Genomic DNA, 21,272 nt, shown 5'->3' with positions numbered 1-21,272 from the left:
CGAACTATATGATCGTGACAGCGACATTTCAGGAGGTTTCTATGCGCCAACCCCATCGTCCCCGTCAGGCCGCCGCTCGCAGCGCCGTGCGCCCTGATCCGCGTCCGCAGATGCGTCAGATGCTATGGGGAGGGTTGGTTGGTCTGGCCGTGCTGGCCGGCGCCTCGATGGTCAAGGCCCAAGAGACCGAAGGAGACACGATCAAAACCTACGGCTACTCGTTCTTTGGCGAGCTGAATTACCCGCAGGATTTCGCACATCTGGATTACGTGAACCCCGACGCCCCGCGCGGTGGCGAGATCGCGATTTCCGCGGACGGCACGTTCGACAGCATGAATCCCTATTCGCGCAAGGGGCGGGCGGCGTCGCTGTCGTCTATCCCCTTCGAATCGTTGTTGATCGGGGTGTCCGATGCAGAAGAGGTCTACTATGGCCTACTTGCCGAGAGCCTCGAGTATCCCGAAGACAAATCGTGGGTGATCTTCAATATGCGTCCCGAAGCGAAGTTTTCGGATGGCAGCCCCGTGACCGCTCATGACGTGGTGTTCAGCCACAACCTGATGATGGAGCAATCCCTGCAAAGCTACCGCGAAGCCGTGGGTAAGCGCGTGTTGGGGGCTGAAGTCATTGATGACTACACCGTGAAATTCACCTTTGCCCCAGACATCCCGCGCCGATCGCTGATTGATCAGGTTGGTGGTCAGCCGGTTTTTTCGAAAAAATGGTACGAGGAAACGGGCGCACGTTTGGATGAAAGCCGCATGGAAACCGGGCTTGGGTCCGGCCCCTACATGCTGGAAAGCTACGACATCAACCGTCGCGTTGTGTACAAGCGCCGTGATGATTACTGGGGTGATGACCTGCCGATCAATCAGGGGCGCAATAACTTTGATCGCATCCGTGTCGAATACTTCGCCGATTCCAACGCCGCGATGGAGGGGTTCAAGGCAGGCGCCTACACCTTCCGCCAAGAGAACAGTTCGCGGTCTTGGGCCACGGCCTATGATTTTCCGAATCTGAATGACGGCTATGTCGTCAAAGATGATTTGCCCAATGGCAACGTGCCCGCAGCGGCTGGCTTTGTGTTCAATCTGGACAAAGAGAAGTTTCAGGACATCCGTATCCGAGAGGCGATCGGGCTAGCCTACAATTTCGAATGGACCAACAAGCAGGTGCAGTTTGGCCTGTTCCAGCAGCGCACCTCGTTCTGGGAAAATAGCCCCGTTGCAGCCAAGGGTCTGCCCGAAGGCAACGAGCTAGATTTGCTCGAAAAATACGCTGACCTGCTGCCCGAAGGTATCCAAACATCTGAGCCGGTCATGCCCCATACCTCGGGTGACAGCCAGCTGGATCGTCGCAACCTGCGCAAGGCGTCACGCTTGCTCGAAGATGCTGGTTGGATTGCCGGAGACGACGGGATGCGCCGCAAAGATGGTCAGGTCCTGAGCCTCGAGATCATTGAAGACAGCCCAACCTTTGACCGCATTGTGCTGCCCTTCATCGAGAATCTGAAAGCTCTAGGAATCGACGCCACCTACAACCGCATTGATCCGGCGCAGTTCACCAACCGCCGTCGCGATCGCGACTACGACATGATCTACACCGCTTATGGCATGTATGAGCATCCCTCGACCGGTCTGATGCAGCAGTTCGGCTCGGCTGATGCAGCTTACAGCCTGTTCAACCCCGCCGGCCTCGCCGATCCAGGTGTGGACGCACTGATCGACGAGATTGTTGCAGCCACCACGCTGGACGAGATTGAACCCGCCACCCGCGCGTTGGATCGGGTTTTCCGAGCCAAGCGGTTCCTGATCCCGACGTGGTACAACGATGTCTACTGGGTCGCGTATTACGACATGTATGGCCACCCAGAAGAGTTGCCTCGTTTTGATCTGGGGTATCTGGATTTCTGGTGGTACGACGCTGAAAAAGCAGAAAAACTCAAAGACGCAGGCGTGCTGCGCTAAGGACGACGTTAGGGGACTTGCCGTATGGGCGCCTATATTCTGAGGCGATTGCTTCTCGTGATCCCGACACTCATCGGGATCATGATCATCAACTTCGCACTGGTGCAGTTCGTCCCGGGCGGTCCGGTTGAGCAGGCCATCGCGCGCTTCCAAGGCGAAGGCGACGTGTTCGAAGGTATCGCGGGCGGTGGCAACGATGCCAATGTCGGCGGTGATACCGATAGCGGCTATCTTGGTGCGCGCGGACTTCCGCCAGAGTTCATTGCCCGTCTAGAGGTTGAGTACGGGTTTGCCCGCATCGTCTGTGAGGACGGCTTCGAAGGCACGCCCTCGATTCAGGCCGAAGAGTGCACCAAAGAGACCATCCCGATCATCGAGCGCTTTGGCATCATGATGTGGAATTACATGCACCTTGATTTCGGAGAGAGCTTTTTCCGAGACTCGCCCGTCTTTGCGATCGTGCTGGAGAAGATGCCAGTCTCGATCTCGCTGGGTCTGTGGTCGACGTTGATCGCCTACATCGTGTCGATCCCGCTGGGTATCGCCAAGGCGGTGCGCGATGGAACTAGTTTCGACGTCTGGACCAGCAGCGCCATTATCGTGGGCTATGCGATCCCCGGTTTCTTGTTCGCGATCCTGTTGATCGTTTTGTTCGCGGGTGGCTCCTACTGGCAAATCTTCCCCTTGCGCGGTCTGACCAGCGACAATTGGGATAGCCTGAGTCTGGGGGGCAAGATCATCGACTACTTCTGGCACATCGCGCTACCAGTGCTGGCCAGCACGATTTCGGCCTTCGCAACGCTGACATTGCTGACCAAGAACAGCTTCCTCGACGAGATTAAGAAGCAATACGTCATGACCGCCCGCGCCAAAGGCCTGTCAGAAAAGGCAGTGCTCTATGGTCACGTCTTCCGAAACGCGATGCTGATTGTGATCGCGGGCTTCCCCGCAGTGTTCATCGGCGTGTTCTTCGGCGGCAGCCTGATTATCGAAACGCTGTTCTCGTTGGATGGCTTGGGCCGCTTGGGGTTCGAAGCAGCAGTCGCGCGCGATTATCCGGTGATCTTTGGCACGCTTTTCGTGTTTGGCTTGATCGGTTTGGTCGTCGGCATCCTGTCGGACCTGATGTACGTGGTCGTGGACCCACGGATTGACTTCGAACGGAGGGAAGGCTGATGGCTCTGTCTCCTCTGAACCAGCGCCGTTGGCGGAACTTCCGTGCGAACGGGCGCGCGTTCTGGTCGCTAATCCTGTTTTGCGTTCTGTTCGGGCTGTCGCTCTTTGCCGAGTTTCTGGCGAACGACAAACCGATCCTCGTGAACTATCGCGGTGAATTCTACACGCCTGTCTTTAACTTCTATCCAGAAACAGCCTTTGGTGGCGACTTTAAAACCGAAGCCATCTACCGCGATGTCGAGGTAAAGTGCTTGATTGCGACGGGCGGGTCCGAGTTCTGCTGGGATGACCCCGAAGGCTACATGGAAGAGGCGCAGACAAACGGTACAGTCGAAGGCGAACCCGTCGAGACCGGCTGGATGCTCTGGCCGCCGATCCCCTACAGCTACGATACACCGAATGACATTGGACGCGCGGCCCCCAGCCCGCCCGATGGTGATCACTGGCTTGGCACCGATGATACCACGCGCGATGTGTTGGCACGTGTGATCTATGGTTTCCGTCTGTCGATTATCTTTACCCTGATCGTCACCACGTGTGCGTCGATCATCGGGATCATCGCGGGGGCGCTTCAGGGCTTCTTTGGCGGATGGCTTGATCTGATCTTCCAGCGTGTGATCGAGATTTGGGGTGCGACCCCGTCTTTGTACATCATCATCATCATGTTCGCGATCTTGGGGCGCAGTTTTTGGCTCCTTGTGTTGCTCACCGTGTTGTTCAGTTGGACCTCGCTTGTCGGCGTGGTTCGGGCCGAATTCTTGCGGGCGCGTAATCTGGAATACGTTCGCGCGGCCAAGGCGCTGGGGGTCAGCAACTGGACCATCATGTTCCGCCACATGCTGCCGAACGCGATGGTCGCGACGCTGACCATGATGCCCTTTATTATCACCGGCACAATCAGCACGCTGGCGGGGCTGGATTTTCTGGGCTTTGGTCTGCCGTCGTCCGCGCCGTCGTTGGGCGAGTTGACGTTGCAAGCCAAACAGAACCTCCACGCGCCTTGGCTCGGCTTCACCGCCTTCTTCACCTTTGCGATCATGCTGTCGCTGCTGGTCTTTATCTTCGAAGGCATACGCGATGCCTTTGACCCGAGGAAAACCTTCAAATGACGAATGTTCTCGAGGTCGATAACCTCAAAGTAAGTTTCCGGCAGGACGGTCAATCAATTCAGGCAGTCAAAGGCGTGTCCTTTGCAGTGGCCAAGGGCGAAACTGTTGCGCTGGTGGGCGAGTCCGGCTCTGGCAAATCAGTGACTGCTCTGTCGACGGTGCAGCTGCTTGGGGACGCTGCCGAAGTGTCTGGTGCAGTCCGGTATCAGGGGCAGGACATGGTCACGGCGTCGGATGCGCAACTGCGCAAGGTCCGCGGCAACGACATCAGTTTCATCTTCCAAGAGCCGATGACCTCTTTGAACCCGCTGCACACGTTGGAAAAGCAGCTTGGGGAAAGTCTGGCCCTACACCAAGGGATTTCAGGCAATCAGGCGCGGGATCGGATCATTGACCTGCTGGACCGCGTGGGCATTCGTGACCCTGAAAAGCGGCTCGGCTCTTATCCGCACCAGCTCTCGGGGGGGCAGCGGCAGCGCGTTATGATTGCGATGGCTCTGGCCAATAAGCCAGATCTTCTGATCGCGGACGAGCCGACCACTGCGCTGGATGTCACCATTCAGGCGCAAATTTTGGAACTGCTGGCAGAGTTGAAGCGGGCAGAAGGCCTGAGCCTGCTGTTCATCACCCACGATCTGGGCATCGTACGCCGGATTGCCGACCGCGTCTGCGTGATGAAGGACGGGCAAATTGTGGAAACTGGCCCCACGGCCGAGATTTTCGCCAATCCGCAGCACCCCTACACTCAGAAGCTGCTGGCGGCAGAGCCGACCGGCACCGCCTTGCCATTAGCCGGGGATGCGCCCGAGGTTTTGCGGACGGAAGGGCTCAGGGTTTGGTTTCCGATCCAGCAGGGGTTGCTGAAACGCACTGTTGGCCATGTGAAGGCTGTCAATGATGCCACCCTGTCCCTACATGCCGGAGAGACCTTGGGCATTGTGGGCGAATCCGGTTCAGGCAAGACCACGGCCGCGCTGGCGATTATGCGCCTGATCGAAAGCCAAGGTGGTATCTGGCTGCATGGCAAAGACGTTCGGAAGTACAAAACCAAAGAGCTGCGCAAACTGCGCCGCGACATGCAGATCGTGTTTCAGGATCCGTATGGCAGCCTGAGCCCGCGTATGACCTGCGAACAGGTGATCAGCGAAGGGCTTGGTGTGCACGGTGTCGATCCGGGCAAGAACCCGCGTGATCTGGTGGCAGAGATGATGTCTGAGGTCGGGCTGAACCCTGACTTTATGCACCGCTATCCGCACGAATTCTCAGGCGGCCAGCGTCAGCGGATTGCGATTGCTCGGGCTATGATTCTGCGGCCCAAGCTACTGGTACTGGACGAGCCGACGTCTGCCTTGGACATGACAGTGCAGGTACAGATCGTTGATATCCTGCGGAACCTGCAACAGAAGTACGGGCTGGCCTATCTGTTTATCAGTCACGACTTGCGGGTGGTGCGCGCGCTGTCGCACAAAGTGATGGTCATGCGGAATGGTGATGTGATCGAAGCGGGTGCTGCCGAAGATGTTTTCACCAACCCGCAGACCCCCTATACGCGCGATCTGCTGGCGGCGGCGTTTTCCGAAGCTGTTTGAAGCTGGCAGCTAAGCCAGTCTCCCTTAGCTTTCCAGCGGCGGGATCACTTTGCCCGCGTTCAGGATGCCTGCCGGATCAATCGCATTCTTGATAGCTAGCATGGTGGCCAAGGCTGCGGCGGGCTTGTGGCGTGCCATGCTGTTTAGTTTCGACAGGCCTACACCGTGTTCAGCTGAGAACGAGCCACCAAGGTCACGAACCTCTGCTTCGACGATGGCCATGATCGCGTCCTTCAAGTCGGGCGACGTCGGACGCACGGTGTAATGGATATTCCCGTCCCCCAAGTGTGCGACCGTCATGTCCGTCGCGCCGGCGTCGACCTTTGGCAGGGCCACGGCCATGCGATCGAAAAATGTGGGGATCTCGTCGAGGGGTAAAGCAATGTCGTTGATGATCGCTGCGCGCGGCCCATGGAGCGAAAGTTCGGCGGCGCTTTCGCGGATTTTCCAGAAGGCGGCGCGCTGTGTGTCGTTCGACGCAATAACCGCATCAGTGACGAGACCATCCTCCATCAGTGCGGCAAGGCTGGCTTCGAACGTGTTTTGCAGAATTGGAACGCCCTCAGGGCTGAGCGCTGCATCGCGCGGCGCGGTGGAGGCAAGTTCGACCAGAATGTTTACGGGGTAGGGCGCGTCAAAGGGCGTGCGTTCGGTTGGGTGCAGGTCGGCATAGGCCACCATGTAGTTTTCGGGCATAAACTCGAACGCCTCTACTGCGTCCGAACTCGCCTCTTGCAGTCGGTTCAGGGTGGTTAAGGCGTCGGCTAGCGAAGCGCAGGCCAAGAAGCCGGTCGTCCGGATGCGCGGCGTTGGGTAGAGCTTTAGCGTGGCGGCAGTGATGATCCCAAGTGTGCCTTCGGCCCCGATGAGCAGATGTTTCAGCGCGTAGCCTGTGTTGTCTTTGTGCAGCGCGGACATCAGATCCAGAACAGTGCCGTCGGGCAGGACAGCCTCTATCCCAAGACAGAGGTCCCGCGTGTTCCCGTATTTCAGGACATTCGAGCCGCCCGCATTTGTGGAGAGGATCCCGCCAATGGTCGCTGATCCTTGGGCGCCAAAGGTCATGGGGAACTGCAGGCCCTGTTCAGCCGCAGCTTCGCGAAGAGTTTGCAAGATGGTGCCGGCCTGCGCCACTGCCACGCGGGTCACAGGGTCGATCTTGTGGATCTGAGTCATGCGGTCGACAGAGAGGACCAGCGCATCCGGCGCGTGTGTGCCGCCAACCAACCCGCTTAGACCACCCGCAGGAACCACGGGGACGCCATGGGCGTGGGCGAGCTGCATGATCCGCGACACCTCTTCTGTCGACCTGGGTCGGATCACGGCCATGGGGTTGCCTGTCCACGCGCCTGTCCAGTCCTTGACCCACGGTGCGCAATCCGCGCCGGTCAAAAGGGGGACTTGCGGCATGGCTTCGGCAAGGCTGGCGAGAAAATTCATTAAAAATTCCGTTTTAGGGCTTTTGGCGCTTGACGGTCCTTTACCGTGGCCTTAAGTCAGCGTCCACCAGATGGCGGAGTAGCTCAGTTGGTTAGAGCAGCGGAATCATAATCCGCGTGTCGGGGGTTCAAGTCCCTCCTCCGCTACCAGGTTTCCCAGACAGTTTTGATTAAAGAAACACTTGGTTATGCCGAGTGGCAGCGCTCCGTTTATGGCTTCGCGATGACCACTTCAGTTCCCCAACGTTCGCATTTCTGGTGGAGATCTCGGGGCAGGGGGCGATCAGTGAAGAATGCATCCAGATCAGCGAGAGATCCGATTCTGGCAGGGGCGTTCCGCTGGAATTTAGAGCCATCCGAAACGAGGAACGTTTTGCGCGATTGCCGCAGGATGGCCTGACTGACGCCAACCTCTTGGACGTCGAAATCCAGAATGTCCCCATCTTCGTCAAGCGCAGAGCAGCCTATTACCGCCAGATCGAATTTGAACTGGGCAATGGCCTGCACTGTCAGATTCCCGATCAAGCCTCCATCAGATCGCCGCAGGGTGCCGCCTGCCACAATCACCTGACAATCCGAGTTTTGCCCCAAGATATGTGCGACGTTCAGATTGTTCGTCACCACCATCATGTCGCGGTGACGCAGGAGTTCAGAGGCCACGGCCTCCGTGCTGGTGCCGATGTTCAGGAAAATCGAGGCATTCTCTGGGATCCGCGCGGCGCAGGCTTGGGCAATCGCAATCTTAGCGTCGGACTGCAGCAGACGACGCTCTTCGTATTCAATGTTCGTGGTGCCAGAGGGCAGGATGGCCCCGCCATGCACACGTTCCAGATGGCCGCCGTCGGCCAGATCGGTCAGATCGCGGCGGATTGTTTGTAGTGTCACGCCGAAATGTGCGGCCAATCCCTCGACCGTGACTTTGCCATCGCGGCGCGCAATCTCCAGAATTTCTGGATGACGTAGTGTCTGGGACATGGCTCTCCTCCAAGCATCGCTCGATTATGCGCGTTTTTGTTCGTTATTCAAGAATCAGCGAACGAATCACTCGCGAATCGCAAATGCGAGCGGTTTGCGGCGCAATAATCTTGCGCTGCACTGCGGAAATTAGATCATGTCATACAGATTTCACAATATTTTTCAGTCGGATACCTAAAAGCGAACACAAACGAACATTTGCGGTTTCCTTTTTCTGCGTTCAGGCGTAGCTTTTCCCTCGAACCGAAGCGCGGTTGAGGGAGGACCCTGTGTCGGCATCTGGCGAAACGCAGCAGATTTATGACCTGTTCATCATTGGCGGGGGCATCAATGGGTGCGGCATTGCGCGTGACGCGTCTGGCCGTGGTCTGAGTGTCGCCTTGGCCGAGATGAATGATCTGGCCTCTGCGACCTCTTCATCTTCGACAAAGCTGTTTCACGGTGGCCTGCGCTATCTGGAATATTTCGAGATTCGTCTGGTGCGCGAGGCGCTGATCGAACGCGAAGTGTTGCTCAAGGCGATGCCGCATATCAGCTGGCCCATGCGTTTCGTGCTGCCTTACCACAAGGACATGCGTTTCGAGAATTCGACTCCGACCTCGCGCATTCTGAACACCGTGATGCCTTGGATGAAGGGTCGCCGCCCCGCGTGGCTGATCCGTCTGGGCCTGTTCATGTACGACAATCTGGGTGGGCGCGAAATTTTGCCCGGTACATCGACTGTCGATCTGACCCAAGGCCCCGAAGGTGCGCCGCTGCAGGAGCGCTTCGAAAAGGCCTATGAGTATTCCGATTGCTGGGTCGAAGACTCACGTCTGGTTGTCCTGAACGCTCGTGACGCCGAGGCGCGCGGCGCCGAGATCATGACCCGTACCAAAGTTATGTCCTGCGTGCGTGTCGATGACATGTGGGAAGTGATCGTGCAGGACACGAACACTGGGGTTCAGCGCCGTTTCCGCGCCAAGATGCTGGTGAATGCGGGGGGGCCTTGGGTCGGCGATATCATCCACGGCAAGATCCGCTCGAACAGCACCGAAGGCGTCCGTCTGGTCCGTGGCAGCCACATCGTGACCCGCAAGCTCTACGATCACGACAAGTGCTATTTCTTCCAAGGGACCGATGGCCGGATCATTTTCGCCATCCCCTACGAGCAGGACTTTACCCTGATCGGAACCACAGACGCCGAGCACACCGATCCTTCGATCAAGCCCGAGTGCACCGATGAAGAGCGTGATTACCTGCTGTCCTTTGCCTCGGACTATTTCAAGCAGCCGGTGACCCGCGATGATATCGTCTGGAGCTATTCTGGCGTGCGCCCGCTGTATGATGACGGTGCCAGCAGTGCGACGGCAGCGACCCGCGACTATACGCTCAAGGTTGATGCCGTTGGCGGTGCGCCCGTGCTGAACGTCTTTGGCGGCAAGATCACAACCTATCGCCGACTGGCCGAGAGCGCGCTGGAGCATATCCAAGAATATTTCCCACAAGCGCCAAGCACTTGGACCGCCGGTGTTGCCTTGCCGGGGGGGAACTTTGCGGTCAGCGACACCGAAAAGCTGATCGCTGATCTGCAACAGAAATATCCGTTCCTGACGCCCTTTTGGGCACGTCGCCTGACTCGTGCGTATGGGGCCGAGGCCTCGGAAGTGCTGGGAGACGTTCGGGAAGCGGAGCAACTTGGGCGTGACTTCGGGGCAACCTTGACCGAGGCTGAGGTCCGCTGGCTGATGGAACGCGAATACGCGCAAACAGCCGAAGACGTCGTGTGGCGGCGTAGCAAATTGGGTCTGCGTTTGACGGCTGAACAGGTCGCGGCGCTGGACCATTGGATGAGTGACGTTCGAAGCATCGGCTCCGCGCAAGCGGCGCAGTGATGCGATTGAACGAAGGGGAGGAGGAACAATGACTCTCGCTCTTGAGCGGGTCTCTAAGGTCGTGAGCGGCCAGACCCATATTTATGAGACCGACTTGGTCTTGCAGCCCGGCACGATGAACGTGCTGCTTGGACCGACCTTGTCGGGCAAGACGTCGCTGATGCGTTTGATGGCTGGTTTGGATGTCCCGACCTCGGGCCGGATCATGTGGAACGGTCAGGATGTGACTGGGATGCGGGTTCAGGACCGTCAGGTTGCGATGGTTTACCAGCAGTTCATCAACTACCCCTCGATGACCGTCTACGACAACATTGCCTCTCCGCTAAAGCTGATGGGCAAAACCTCGGCCGAGATTGATGCAGCGGTCAAGCAAGCCGCCGACCTGATGAAGCTGACCCCGATGCTTCAGCGTAAGCCGCTGGAACTGTCGGGCGGCCAGCAACAGCGCTGCGCACTGGCGCGAGCGCTTGTAAAGAACGCAGGTCTGGTGCTGTTGGATGAGCCTCTGGCGAACCTCGACTACAAATTGCGCGAAGAGCTTCGGATCGAGATCCCCAAGATTTTCGAAGAGTCGGGCAGCATTTTCGTCTACGCGACAACCGAACCCGAAGAGGCTCTGCTTCTTGGAGGCAACTGCGCCACATTGTGGGAAGGCCGCGTGACCCAGTTCGGTCTGACCCCTTCGGTCTATCGTCAGCCCGTGGATGCGACCACCGCGCGTGTGTTCAGTGATCCGCCCATGAACTTCTTGCAGATCAGCAAGACCGGCCACGTTCTGATGTTCGGCAAGGGCCAGAAAACCCCTGCGACCGGCGCTTTGGCGAACCTGCCCGATGGTCGTTACATCGCGGGTTTCCGTCCGAACCACGTCGAGATCGGCAAGCACACCGCCGATGCGATGAAGTTTACCACGGACCTCGTTGTGACAGAGCTGACCGGCTCGGAAACCTTTGTTCACCTTGATCACCATGGCGAACGCTGGGTCGGTCTGGTGCACGGTGTGCACAACCTGACGCTTGGCGCGCCGCTCGATGTCTATCTGGACCCGAGCCACGTCTACATCTTTGGCGAGGACGGCAAGCTGGTTGCCCCTGCCGCCTACGCAGCCGCCGCTTAAGGGAGAGGACCATGGCCAAGATTACCCTTGATAACCTCGCCCACTCGTACCTGCCGAACCCCACGTCCGAGGATGATTTCGCGCTAAAGCAGCTGGATCACGACTGGGTCGATGGCGAAGCCTATGCGCTGCTAGGCTCGTCCGGTTGCGGCAAGTCTACGCTTTTGAACATCATCTCGGGTCTGCTGACCCCGTCGCAGGGGCGCATCCTGTTCGATGGTCAGGACGTAACGCACGCCCCTACCGCCGAGCGCAATATCGCGCAGGTGTTCCAGTTCCCAGTCGTCTACGACACCATGACGGTGCGCGAGAACCTTGCCTTCCCGCTCAAGAACCGAGGCGCTGACCCCAAGTATGTCGCCGAGCGAGTCCAACAGATCGGCAACATGATCGGCATGGAAGCGGAACTCGACCGCAAGGCACGCGGCCTGACTGCGGATGCCAAGCAGAAGATCAGCCTTGGTCGCGGGATGGTCCGCGAGGACGTGAACGCGCTGCTCTTTGATGAGCCGCTGACCGTGATCGACCCCCATATGAAGTGGGAGCTGCGCACCCAGCTGAAGAAGTTGCACCACGAATTCGGTCACACCATGATCTACGTGACCCATGACCAGACCGAGGCGCTGACCTTTGCGGACAAGGTTGTGGTGATGTACGACGGCCGCGTTGTGCAGATCGGCACCCCAGAAGAGCTGTTCGAAACCCCCGAGCACACATTCGTCGGGTACTTCATCGGCTCGCCCGGGATGAACGTCATCCCCGCGCAGGTGCAGGGCGACAAAGCCTATTTGAACGGCAGCTACGTGCAATTGGGCCGTGGCTATGCGCCAATCGACGGCAAGGTCGAGATCGGTGTGCGTCCCGAGTTCGCGACCCTGTCCGAGACAGAGGGTCTGCCGGTGAAAATCCGCCGCGTCGAAGATGTGGGCCGTCACAAAATTATTCGCGCCGAGTTCTTTGGCAGCGACATCAACATTATCGCGAACGAGGGCACTCCGATCAGCGCGGACATGAACCGCGTCAGCTTCGACCCCGCCCACGTCAACGTCTACGCCAACGACTGGCGCGTGAAGGGGGAGGTCGCCTGATGGAAAAGACAGTTAACCAGAAGGCATGGCTCCTTGTCCTGCCGGTTCTGATCCTTGTGGCGTTCTCGGCGGTGATCCCGCTGATGACCGTGGTGAACTATGCGTTTCAGGATACCTTCGGGAACAACCAGTTCTTCTGGGCCGGTCTCGATTGGTTCGATGAGCTGCTGCACTCGGACCGGATGTGGGATGCGCTGGGTCGCCAGATCGTATTCTCCGCGATTATTCTGGCCATCGAGATCCCGCTGGGCATCTTCGTCGCGCTGAACATGCCGAAAAAAGGCTTCTGGGCCAGCTTCTGTCTGGTTCTGATGTCCCTGCCGCTGCTGATCCCGTGGAACGTGGTGGGTACCATCTGGCAGATCTTTGGCCGCGTGGACATTGGCCTTCTGGGCTACACGCTGGATAAACTGGGCATCAGCTACAACTACACTCAGGACTTCTACGCCGCGTGGATCACTGTGATCGTGATGGACGTATGGCACTGGACCTCGCTGGTGGCGCTGCTCGCGTATGCCGGTCTGCAGTCGATCCCCGACGCCTATTATCAGGCAGCCAAGATCGACCAAGCCAGCCGCTGGAAAGTCTTCCGCTACATCGAGCTGCCCAAGATGATGGGCGTGCTGATGATCGCGATCCTGCTGCGCTTTATGGACAGCTTCATGATCTACACCGAGCCGTTCGTTGTGACCGGCGGTGGCCCCGGCAACGCGACCACCTTCTTGTCGATCGATCTCGTGAAGATGGCGCTTGGGCAATTCGATCTGGGACCGGCAGCAGCCTTCTCGCTGATGTACTTCCTGGTGATCCTCTTGATTTCGTGGGTGTTCTACACCGTCATGACCAACCTTGATAAGCGGGAGAGCTGATCCATGGCCGATATGACCGTCAATCAATCCGCTGCCCGCAGCAAGCCCGCGGTAAAGGTAAACACCCGCGCCATCGTCATGGGCCTCTACCTGTTGTTCCTGCTGCTGCCGATCTATTGGCTGCTGAACATGAGCCTGAAAACCAATGCGGAAATCCTTGGTGATTTCTCGCTTTGGCCCCGCGATCTGACGTTCCAGAACTATGCGACGATCCTGACGGATCCGAGCTGGTACATGGGCTACGTGAACTCGCTGATCTACGTTGTGATGAACACCTTCATCAGCATCGTGGTGGCATTGCCCGCAGCCTACGCGTTCAGCCGCTACAGCTTCATGGGGGACAAGCATCTGTTCTTCTGGCTGCTGACCAACCGCATGGCACCGCCCGCCGTGTTCGCGCTGCCCTTCTTCCAGCTCTATAGTTCGGTCGGGCTCTTCGACACGCACATTGCTGTTGCCCTTGCGCACTGTCTGTTCAACGTGCCGCTGGCTGTCTGGATTTTGGAAGGCTTCATGCGCGGCGTTCCCAAAGAGATCGACGAAACCGCCTATATCGACGGCTACAGCTTTGGACGGTTCTTCATCAAGATCTTCATGCCCCTGATCGCCAGTGGCGTGGGCGTGGCAGCGTTCTTCTGCTTCATGTTCTCTTGGGTCGAATTGCTGCTGTCGCGTACCCTGACCTCGGTCGAGGCCAAGCCGATCGCCGCCACAATGACCCGTACTGTTTCGGCCTCTGGCATGGACTGGGGCGTGTTGGCTGCCGCGGGTGTCCTGACCATCGTGCCCGGTGCGCTCGTGATCTACTTTGTCCGCAACTACATCGCCAAGGGTTTTGCCCTAGGCCGCGTGTAATCCCGAAGAATAGGAGACCGATCAATGGCTTGGATGGCATGGACTTGGCCGACTGCAATCTTCTTTGGTGTGATTGCGATGCTGCTGCTCACCTTTACGGTGCTGGCTATCAAATTCCCCGAGACGCCCCGCACGGGCGTCCTGCGGATCGAAACGACGCGCGGTGATCGTCTGTTCATCACGCTTCTGGGCTCTGCTTTCATCAACCTCGCATGGCTGGGGTTGGTGGGGGACAACCAGCCCTACGCTCTGGGGGTTTGCCTTGTTTACGCTCTGGCGGTGTTCCGCTGGGTCTAAGGGCTGACCTCTGCCGGCGGCAACGACCGCCGGCCAATATGTGAACGGTTCAATATAGGGAGGAAACTATGAACCCGTTTTTCAAATCAACCACGGCACTGGGCATTGCGCTGACCCTGCTGTCCGGCCCCGCGTTCGCGGATATGGAGGCTGCCAAGCAGTTCCTCGACGAGGAAATCGGTGAGCTGTCCGCGCTCAGCCGCGCCGAGCAGGAAGCCGAAATGCAGTGGTTCGTGGATGCCGCGCAGCCGTTTGCGGGCATGGAAATTAAGGTGGTTTCTGAAACCATCACCACCCACGAATACGAATCCAAAGTGCTGGCACCTGCCTTCACCGCGATCACCGGCATTCAGGTTACCCACGACCTGATCGGCGAAGGCGACGTGGTCGAAAAGCTGCAGACACAGATGCAGTCGGGCCAGAACATCTACGACGGCTACATCAACGACTCCGACCTGATCGGCACCCACTGGCGCTATCAGCAGGCCCGCAACCTGACCGACTGGATGGCAGGCGAAGGCGCTGACGTGACCAACCCGAACCTCGATATCGACGATTTCGTCGGCGTCTCGTTCACCACCGGCCCCGATGGCAAACTGTACCAGCTGCCGGACCAGCAGTTCGCGAACCTCTATTGGTTCCGCTACGACTGGTTCAACGATCCCAAGACCCAAGAGGACTTCAAGGCCAAGTACGGCTACGATCTGGGTGTTCCGGTCAACTGGTCGGCCTATGAGGACATCGCAGAATTCTTTACCGGTCGCGACATGTCCTATGCGGGCGGCCCGTCCGAGGGCGTCTATGGCAACATGGACTACGGCAAGAAAGACCCGAGCCTTGGCTGGCGTTACACCGACGCGTGGCTGTCCATGGCTGGTGCCGGCGACAAGGGTGAGCCCAACGGTCTGCCTGTCGACGAATGGGGTATTCGCGTCAACGAAAACAGCCAGCCTGTCGGTTCGTGCGTGGCCCGTGGCGGCGCAACCAACGGTCCCGCAGCGGTTTACGCGATCACCAAATCGATCGAATGGCTGGAAAAGTACACGCCCCCCGCAGCAGCCGGTATGACCTTCTCCGAAGCAGGTCCGGTGCCCGCACAGGGTAGCATCGCGCAGCAGATGTTCTGGTACACAGCCTTCACCGCCGACATGGTCAAAGAAGGCCTGCCGGTCATGAACGACGATGGCACCCCCAAGTGGCGCATGGCTCCCAGCCCGCACGGCGCTTACTGGGAAGAAGGCACCAAGATTGGTTACCAGGATGCTGGTTCGTGGACTCTGATGGAGTCGACCCCCGTCGACAACGCCAAGGCGGCTTGGCTCTACGCGCAGTTCGTCACCTCCAAGACTGTGGACGTGAAGAAATCGCATGTGGGTCTGACCTTTATCCGCGAGTCCACCATCCAGCACGACTCGTTCACCGAGCGCGCACCGCAACTGGGTGGTCTGGTCGAATTCTACCGTTCGCCCGCACGCGTTCAGTGGTCGCCGACCGGCACCAACGTGCCTGACTACCCCAAGCTAGCTCAGCTGTGGTGGCAGAACATTGGTGATGCAATGTCGGGTGCCAAGACTCCTCAAGAGGCAATGGACTCGCTCTGCGCCGATCAGGAAAAGGTTCTGGAGCGTCTAGAGCGCGCCGGCGTTCAGGGTGACATTGGTCCCAAGATGAACGAGGAGCAGGACCCCGAGTACTGGCTGTCGCAGCCCGGCTCGCCCAAGGCCAAGCTCGAGAACGAGCGTGAAGAGCCCCAGACCGTGTCCTACGACGAGCTGATCGCCAGCTGGAAGTAAGCGGTTTTGAAACAGGGGCGGGGCCAGTCATGGCCTCGCCCTTTGTTGTTTGCAAATTCCCGTTAAATTAGAAAAAGTCCCCACGTTGCACCGAGGCAGAGGAGGCCCCCTGATGACGTATATTTTAGCAATCGATCAGGGCACCACATCCAGCCGCGCGATCCTGTTTGACAGCGAGATGAAGCTGCGCGCGACCGCTCAGGAAGAATTCACGCAGCATTTCCCAAAGTCGGGTTGGGTCGAGCATGATCCGGCGGATATCTGGTCCACCACCGCTGGCACGGCCCGCGAAGTGATCGAACGTCTCGGCATCAGTGCCAACGACATCGCTGCCATCGGCATCACCAACCAGCGCGAAACCACGCTGGTCTGGGAGAAAGACACCGGCAAGCCGATCTACAACGCCATCGTCTGGCAAGACCGCCGGACCTCGGAATACTGCAAAGAGCTGAAGGCCGCTGGCCACGAAGAGATGTTCACCGACCGCACCGGCCTGCTGCTGGACCCCTATTTCTCGGGGACCAAGCTGAAGTGGATCTTGGACCATGTGGACGGTGCACGCGAACGCGCCCGCAATGGCGAGCTTCTGTTCGGGACTGTCGATACGTTCCTCATCTGGAAGATGACGGGGGGCAAATCCCATGTGACCGACGCCACGAACGCCGCGCGCACGCTGCTCTATGATATCCGCAAAGGGCGCTGGTCGCAGACGATCTGCGATCTGCTAGACATCCCGATGGAGATGCTGCCCACCGTTCAGGATTGCGCCAGCGAGTTCGGCGTGACGCGCGCGGACCTGTTCAGCAAAGAGATCCCGATCCTTGGCGTCGCGGGCGACCAACAGGCCGCGACCGTGGGGCAGGCGTGTTTTCAGCCCGGGATGCTGAAGTCGACCTATGGCACGGGCTGCTTTGCCTTGCTGAACACGGGCGACACGCCGGTGCGGTCAAACAACCGCCTGCTGACGACCATCGCCTACCAGCTGGATGGCAAGCCGACCTACGCTCTGGAAGGTTCGATCTTTATCGCAGGTGCCGTGGTCCAGTGGTTGCGGGACGGGTTGCAGATCATTCGCAGTGCGTCAGAAACCTTGCCGCTCGCCAAGCAAGCGGATGACGGTCAGGACCTGATCCTCGTTCCCGCGTTCACCGGCCTTGGTGCGCCCTATTGGGACGCCGAATGTCGTGGAGCGGTCTATGGTCTGACTCGTAACTCTGGCCCTGCCGAGTTCGCCAAAGCCGCGCTGGAAAGCGTTGGCTATCAGACCCGCGATTTGTTGGAAGCGATGACCGCTGATTGGCAGAACGACGGCGGCGAAGCGACCCTGCGCGTGGATGGCGGGATGAGCGCCAACGACTGGGCCATGCAGTTTCTGTCGGACATCATCGGTGCCCCTGTGGATCGCCCGACCGTGCTGGAGACCACTGCCCTCGGGGCCGCGTGGCTGGCGGGTATGAAGGCTGGCGTCTATCCCCCCATGGAAGAGTTTGCCAAAACATGGGCGATTGAGCAGCACTTCGACCCCGCAATGGACGACGAAACCCGCGCGACCAAGTACGACGCATGGAAACGCGCTGTTCAGGCCACGATGAGCGTCTGATGCAGTTCGCTCTGGCCGCTCCCGCCCGCATCGAATTTGGCCGTGGCAAGTCTGGCATGGTCGCCCCTGCGGTGACCGCGCTTGGTCTGCGCGTGCTCTTGGTACGGGGCCGGTCGGTCGCGTGGGCGGACACGCTTGAGCGCGACCTGAAGTCCGGCGGCGCGGCGGTCACGGTGGTCTATGGTTCTGGCGAGCCGGACTTGCCGTTACTGCTTAATTTGGTCGAAGAGGCCAGAGAAGCGCAGATCGACGTGGTTGTCGGAGTGGGTGGCGGATCGGTTATCGACTTGGCCAAGGCTTTGGCCGCGTTGGTACCCGCCCCTGCAGGGCCGATGCGCTATCTCGAGGTGGTAGGCGAAGGCAAACCCCTAGAGGCGGCACCTCTGCCGTTCGTGGCGGTCCCCACCACATCAGGCACAGGCGCAGAGGTCACCAAGAACGCGGTGATCGGCATTCCAGAAGCAGGCCGCAAAGTCAGCCTGCGCGACAACAGAATGCTCGCGGATCTGGCCGTCATCGACCCCGCTTTGACGGATGGTTGCCCTGCGTCCGTTACGCTGGCCTCTGGCCTTGATGCTGTTGTGCAGGTCATCGAACCCTATCTTTCCTCTAGGGCGACGGTTCTATCGGACGCACTGTGCCGCGATGCCATCCCGCGTGGGCTTCGGGCACTGCACACCTTGGTGGGTTCTGAAAATGCGGCGGCACGGGATGATCTGGCGTTGACCAGCGTTTACGGCGGACTTGCTCTGGCGAATTCAGGGCTTGGTGCGGTGCATGGCGTGGCAGGGGTTCTGGGTGGCACGACCGGTATTCCCCACGGTGTGCTCTGCGGCCGGTTCCTGCCCTTGGTACTGAAGGATCATGACGAGGCCACCGATCTGCCGGATCCTGTCCGTACTCGCCTTGAGGAAGTGAAGCTCTGGATGGCCACTGTACTTGGCGGATCCAAAGAAAATTCAATTGACGCACTTGAGGCGTGGATTGACCAAGCTGGGCTGCCTTGGCTGTCGGACCTAGTAGATGGGCCGGTTGATTCTGATGCCGTCGCGGCGGCTTCTGCCCTGTCATCCTCTATGAAGGGTAATCCGGTAACCATCCCGCATGAGCGGTTAAGCCAAATGATCAGGGTGGCCTTTACCAAGAGGTAAGACCTGGAGATATCTTTTTCAGAAATTGAGACCGTCGACCTAATCCGACGATGGTTTTGGACGTTTGTTTGGCTAGTCACGGACGAACGTGCCTTCTTTAGAACGTATGATGTTTCCTCGAGCCGTCCGCCCCAGATGTATAAATCGATGGAAAAAAGACATGGTACAAATGACTGCCCGCCCCTCGGCGATGGAGCTTGTGCACGGAGAATGGGAGGACGTGGACGCGCTAGAGGCGCTTAACGTTCTATCGAACCCGGTTATGATCGCAGACAGCGAGATGGTCATTCGCTTTGTGAATGATGCCGCTTACCAGATGTTCGAGGCAATAGAAGGGGCAATCCAGAAGGATTTGCCCCATTTTCGTGCCCGCTCGGTGCTGAACAAATCAATCGACCAATTCCACAAAAACCCTGCCTTCCAGCGCCGCTTGGTCAGCGGAATGGTGAAGCCCCACGATGGAAAGTTCACCGTAGGGGGCAAGCATCTGTCTTTTCGTGCGACACCAAAGTTTTCGGATGATGGGCATCTGGTGTCGATCTTTGTCGAATGGAAAGACCAGACCGATCTGAAGGAGGCGCAGACCCAAGTTGAGCGTTTGATCGAGGGCGTTCTGGGGATGGCCCGTGCCCATCAAGACGGGATGATCAAAGAAGTGATTGCGACTGATGGTCTGGATGCAGAATATGCCTCTATCGCGACGCAGGTGAATGATATGGTGAATGGCCATATCAGCACCAAAAAGAAGATCATCATGGCGATGCAGGCCTTTGCCAAAGGTGATCTAGATTTCGAGATCGAGCAATTCAGCGGCGATCGCAAATTCATCAATGATGCGATCGAGGATGTGCGACACGCCTTCAAAACTGTCGTGAACGATATTCAGGGCTTGTCTCAGGCGATCGTGGATGGCGAGTTGGACCGCGTGATCCACCCAGAGGCCTATGAGGGCGCATACCGCGAGATTATCGAAGCGTTCGAGCGGGCTTATGGCTCTCTTAACCAGACCATTCATGAGATCAACGACCAAATCTCGCAGATTTCTGTGACCATCTCGCAGATCAGTTCGTCGGCGAATGCGCTGTCCACCGATGCTCAGGCGCAGTCCACTGCAATCGAGCAAATCTCTGCCACCACCGAGGAAACAGACCAGATGGTGCGCAGCAATGCTGACTCGAGTGCGTCGATCAGCAAGGTGGTGACGGCTGCGCGGGGTGTCACCCAGTCGGGCCAGCAGAAGATGTCGGAAATGGTTTCAGCGATGCATGACATCCGCGGGGCCTCTCATGATATCGCCAAAATCATCAAGGTCATTGACGAGATTGCGTTCCAGACAAACCTCTTGGCTCTGAACGCGGCGGTCGAGGCCGCGCGGGCAGGCGAACATGGACGCGGTTTTGCGGTGGTGGCGCAAGAGGTGCGGAACCTAGCAGGGCGGTCTGCGCAGGCAGCCAGTGAAACGTCTGACCTGATCGAAAGCTCTGGGACCAAGGTCAAAGCGGGTGTGGAGCTTGCCGATGAAACCCAAGCAGCTTTTGTGAGCATCACGACGGATATCGAGAAAATCGACGGCTTGATGGGCAATATCGCCAGCAGCAGCGCCGAACAGGCGCGCGGCATTACGCAAATTAGCGAGGCGGTGAATGACATCACCAGAAGCAGCATGTCGGTAACAAACCAGTCTGATGAACTTGCTGCGGCGGCTGCCGAGATGGAAGCCTCGACCCAGTCTGTCAAAGCGCAGATGCAACGGTTCCGCTTGCGTCCACAGGAGCGCAAAACAGCGCAACCTGCGGCGCAGCCAGACGCGATACAGGGGCTCTCGCCCGAAATGCTAGCGCAGATACAGGCCTATCTGATGAAGCAGGGTCAATAATCAAGTAGGCGATACCTTATGCGGGGCGTGTGAGTGCGCCCCGCTCTTGTAAAATTGCAATACGGACAAGAATTTTTCCTTGAATTATTCAATTTTTCCCTAGTTGTAGTGCACATATGCAAATATACCTTTGTATATAGGTATATAATTGTCTGCATATATGCATCTTTGATTTACGTTTGAGGTGGCATCGCGCACGTTCCGCCGCCTTGATCGCGAATTGCTAGGGCGGAATTTGTGATGGAAAATTGGAATGACCTGAGGATTTGTCTGGCATTGCACCGCTATGGAACAATGTCTGCGGCAGCCTCTGTTATCGGGGCGAATGTGGCGACGGTCTCGCGTCGGATCCACAAGTGTGAACGGCGGAGCAATACTCGGCCACGGTAGCGACGGCATAGTGTTGTCGCGGGCGGCGTAAAAGTCGTCCACTTTTGCCCTTTCGGATTTCGGGAGGGCTTGGGGATATACACCGTGGACTTGTATTTGAAGGTGCG

At 58.3% G+C, this 21,272-nt stretch carries 17 protein-coding genes and 1 tRNA gene; 16 read left to right on the top strand and 2 right to left on the bottom strand.

Going from position 1 to position 21,272, the window contains the following annotated elements; genetic code table 11:
* Positions 1-41: 41 nt before the first annotated feature.
* The 4 genes from AB9K37_RS06785 to AB9K37_RS06770 are packed head-to-tail and all read left to right on the top strand — an operon-like array spanning position 42 to position 5,841.
* Complete coding sequence (locus AB9K37_RS06785) at positions 42-1,967, top strand: extracellular solute-binding protein (RefSeq protein ID WP_369836326.1); 1,926 nt, start codon at positions 42-44, stop codon at positions 1,965-1,967.
* A 24-nt stretch (positions 1,968-1,991) separates the two neighbouring features.
* Positions 1,992-3,143, top strand: coding sequence for a microcin C ABC transporter permease YejB (locus AB9K37_RS06780; RefSeq protein WP_369836324.1), 1,152 nt, complete (start codon positions 1,992-1,994; stop codon positions 3,141-3,143).
* Positions 3,143-4,252 (top strand): ABC transporter permease, encoded by a 1,110-nt coding sequence (locus AB9K37_RS06775; protein ID WP_369836321.1) that lies wholly within the window; start codon positions 3,143-3,145, stop codon positions 4,250-4,252. Before AB9K37_RS06780 ends, AB9K37_RS06775 begins: the two co-directional genes overlap by 1 nt.
* Positions 4,249-5,841, top strand: a complete 1,593-nt coding sequence (locus tag AB9K37_RS06770) for an ABC transporter ATP-binding protein (protein WP_369836318.1) — start codon at positions 4,249-4,251, stop codon at positions 5,839-5,841. Before AB9K37_RS06775 ends, AB9K37_RS06770 begins: the two co-directional genes overlap by 4 nt.
* Positions 5,842-5,865: 24 nt before the next feature.
* Here the strand turns inward: AB9K37_RS06770 and AB9K37_RS06765 are convergent, their stop codons facing one another.
* Positions 5,866-7,281, bottom strand: coding sequence for an FAD-binding oxidoreductase (locus tag AB9K37_RS06765; protein WP_369836315.1), 1,416 nt, complete (start codon positions 7,279-7,281; stop codon positions 5,866-5,868).
* Between the two features lie 72 nt (positions 7,282-7,353).
* Here AB9K37_RS06765 and AB9K37_RS06760 point away from each other — a divergent pair.
* Positions 7,354-7,430 (top strand) — tRNA-Met (locus tag AB9K37_RS06760).
* 60 nt (positions 7,431-7,490) lie between these two features.
* Here the strand turns inward: AB9K37_RS06760 and AB9K37_RS06755 are convergent.
* Complete coding sequence (locus tag AB9K37_RS06755; protein WP_369836312.1) at positions 7,491-8,255, bottom strand: DeoR/GlpR family DNA-binding transcription regulator; 765 nt, start codon at positions 8,253-8,255, stop codon at positions 7,491-7,493.
* 269 nt (positions 8,256-8,524) lie between these two features.
* Between AB9K37_RS06755 and glpD the strand changes: the two genes are divergently transcribed.
* From glpD to AB9K37_RS06700, 11 genes are all read left to right on the top strand, one after another.
* Positions 8,525-10,129 carry a glycerol-3-phosphate dehydrogenase gene (gene glpD, locus AB9K37_RS06750; protein WP_369836309.1) on the top strand — a complete coding sequence of 535 codons (1,605 nt, stop codon included), beginning with the start codon at positions 8,525-8,527 and terminating at the stop codon, positions 10,127-10,129.
* 28 nt (positions 10,130-10,157) lie between these two features.
* A complete protein-coding gene (locus tag AB9K37_RS06745; protein ID WP_369836306.1) occupies positions 10,158-11,246 on the top strand; it encodes an ABC transporter ATP-binding protein in 1,089 nt (362 codons plus the stop codon).
* An 11-nt stretch (positions 11,247-11,257) separates the two neighbouring features.
* Positions 11,258-12,334, top strand: a complete 1,077-nt coding sequence (locus AB9K37_RS06740; protein ID WP_369836303.1) for an ABC transporter ATP-binding protein — start codon at positions 11,258-11,260, stop codon at positions 12,332-12,334.
* A complete protein-coding gene (locus AB9K37_RS06735) occupies positions 12,334-13,203 on the top strand; it encodes a carbohydrate ABC transporter permease (RefSeq protein ID WP_369836300.1) in 870 nt (289 codons plus the stop codon). The genes AB9K37_RS06740 and AB9K37_RS06735 overlap by 1 nt, the downstream gene beginning before the upstream one ends.
* A 3-nt stretch (positions 13,204-13,206) precedes the next feature.
* Positions 13,207-14,058: a carbohydrate ABC transporter permease gene (locus tag AB9K37_RS06730; RefSeq protein WP_072709843.1), complete on the top strand. Its 852-nt coding sequence runs from the start codon at positions 13,207-13,209 to the stop codon at positions 14,056-14,058.
* A 24-nt stretch (positions 14,059-14,082) separates the two neighbouring features.
* Positions 14,083-14,355: a DUF2160 domain-containing protein gene (locus AB9K37_RS06725; RefSeq protein ID WP_072709845.1), complete on the top strand. Its 273-nt coding sequence runs from the start codon at positions 14,083-14,085 to the stop codon at positions 14,353-14,355.
* Between the two features lie 68 nt (positions 14,356-14,423).
* Positions 14,424-16,148, top strand: coding sequence for an ABC transporter substrate-binding protein (locus tag AB9K37_RS06720; protein WP_369836296.1), 1,725 nt, complete (start codon positions 14,424-14,426; stop codon positions 16,146-16,148).
* A gap of 112 nt (positions 16,149-16,260) precedes the next feature.
* Positions 16,261-17,748, top strand: coding sequence for a glycerol kinase GlpK (gene glpK, locus AB9K37_RS06715; protein WP_369836294.1), 1,488 nt, complete (start codon positions 16,261-16,263; stop codon positions 17,746-17,748).
* On the top strand, positions 17,712-18,899 hold the full coding sequence (locus AB9K37_RS06710; RefSeq protein WP_369836291.1) for an iron-containing alcohol dehydrogenase: 1,188 nt from the start codon (positions 17,712-17,714) through the stop codon (positions 18,897-18,899). The genes glpK and AB9K37_RS06710 overlap by 37 nt, the downstream gene beginning before the upstream one ends.
* Before the next feature lie 160 nt (positions 18,900-19,059).
* On the top strand, positions 19,060-20,775 hold the full coding sequence (locus AB9K37_RS06705; protein WP_369836288.1) for a methyl-accepting chemotaxis protein: 1,716 nt from the start codon (positions 19,060-19,062) through the stop codon (positions 20,773-20,775).
* Between the two features lie 240 nt (positions 20,776-21,015).
* On the top strand, positions 21,016-21,165 hold the full coding sequence (locus tag AB9K37_RS06700; RefSeq protein ID WP_369836286.1) for a LysR family transcriptional regulator: 150 nt from the start codon (positions 21,016-21,018) through the stop codon (positions 21,163-21,165).
* Positions 21,166-21,272: the final 107 nt, after the last annotated feature.

The organism is Donghicola sp. XS_ASV15, assembly GCF_041224595.1.
In the GTDB taxonomy this organism is placed as follows: domain Bacteria; phylum Pseudomonadota; class Alphaproteobacteria; order Rhodobacterales; family Rhodobacteraceae; genus Donghicola.
This window is presented reverse-complemented; position numbering and strand designations above follow the sequence as displayed.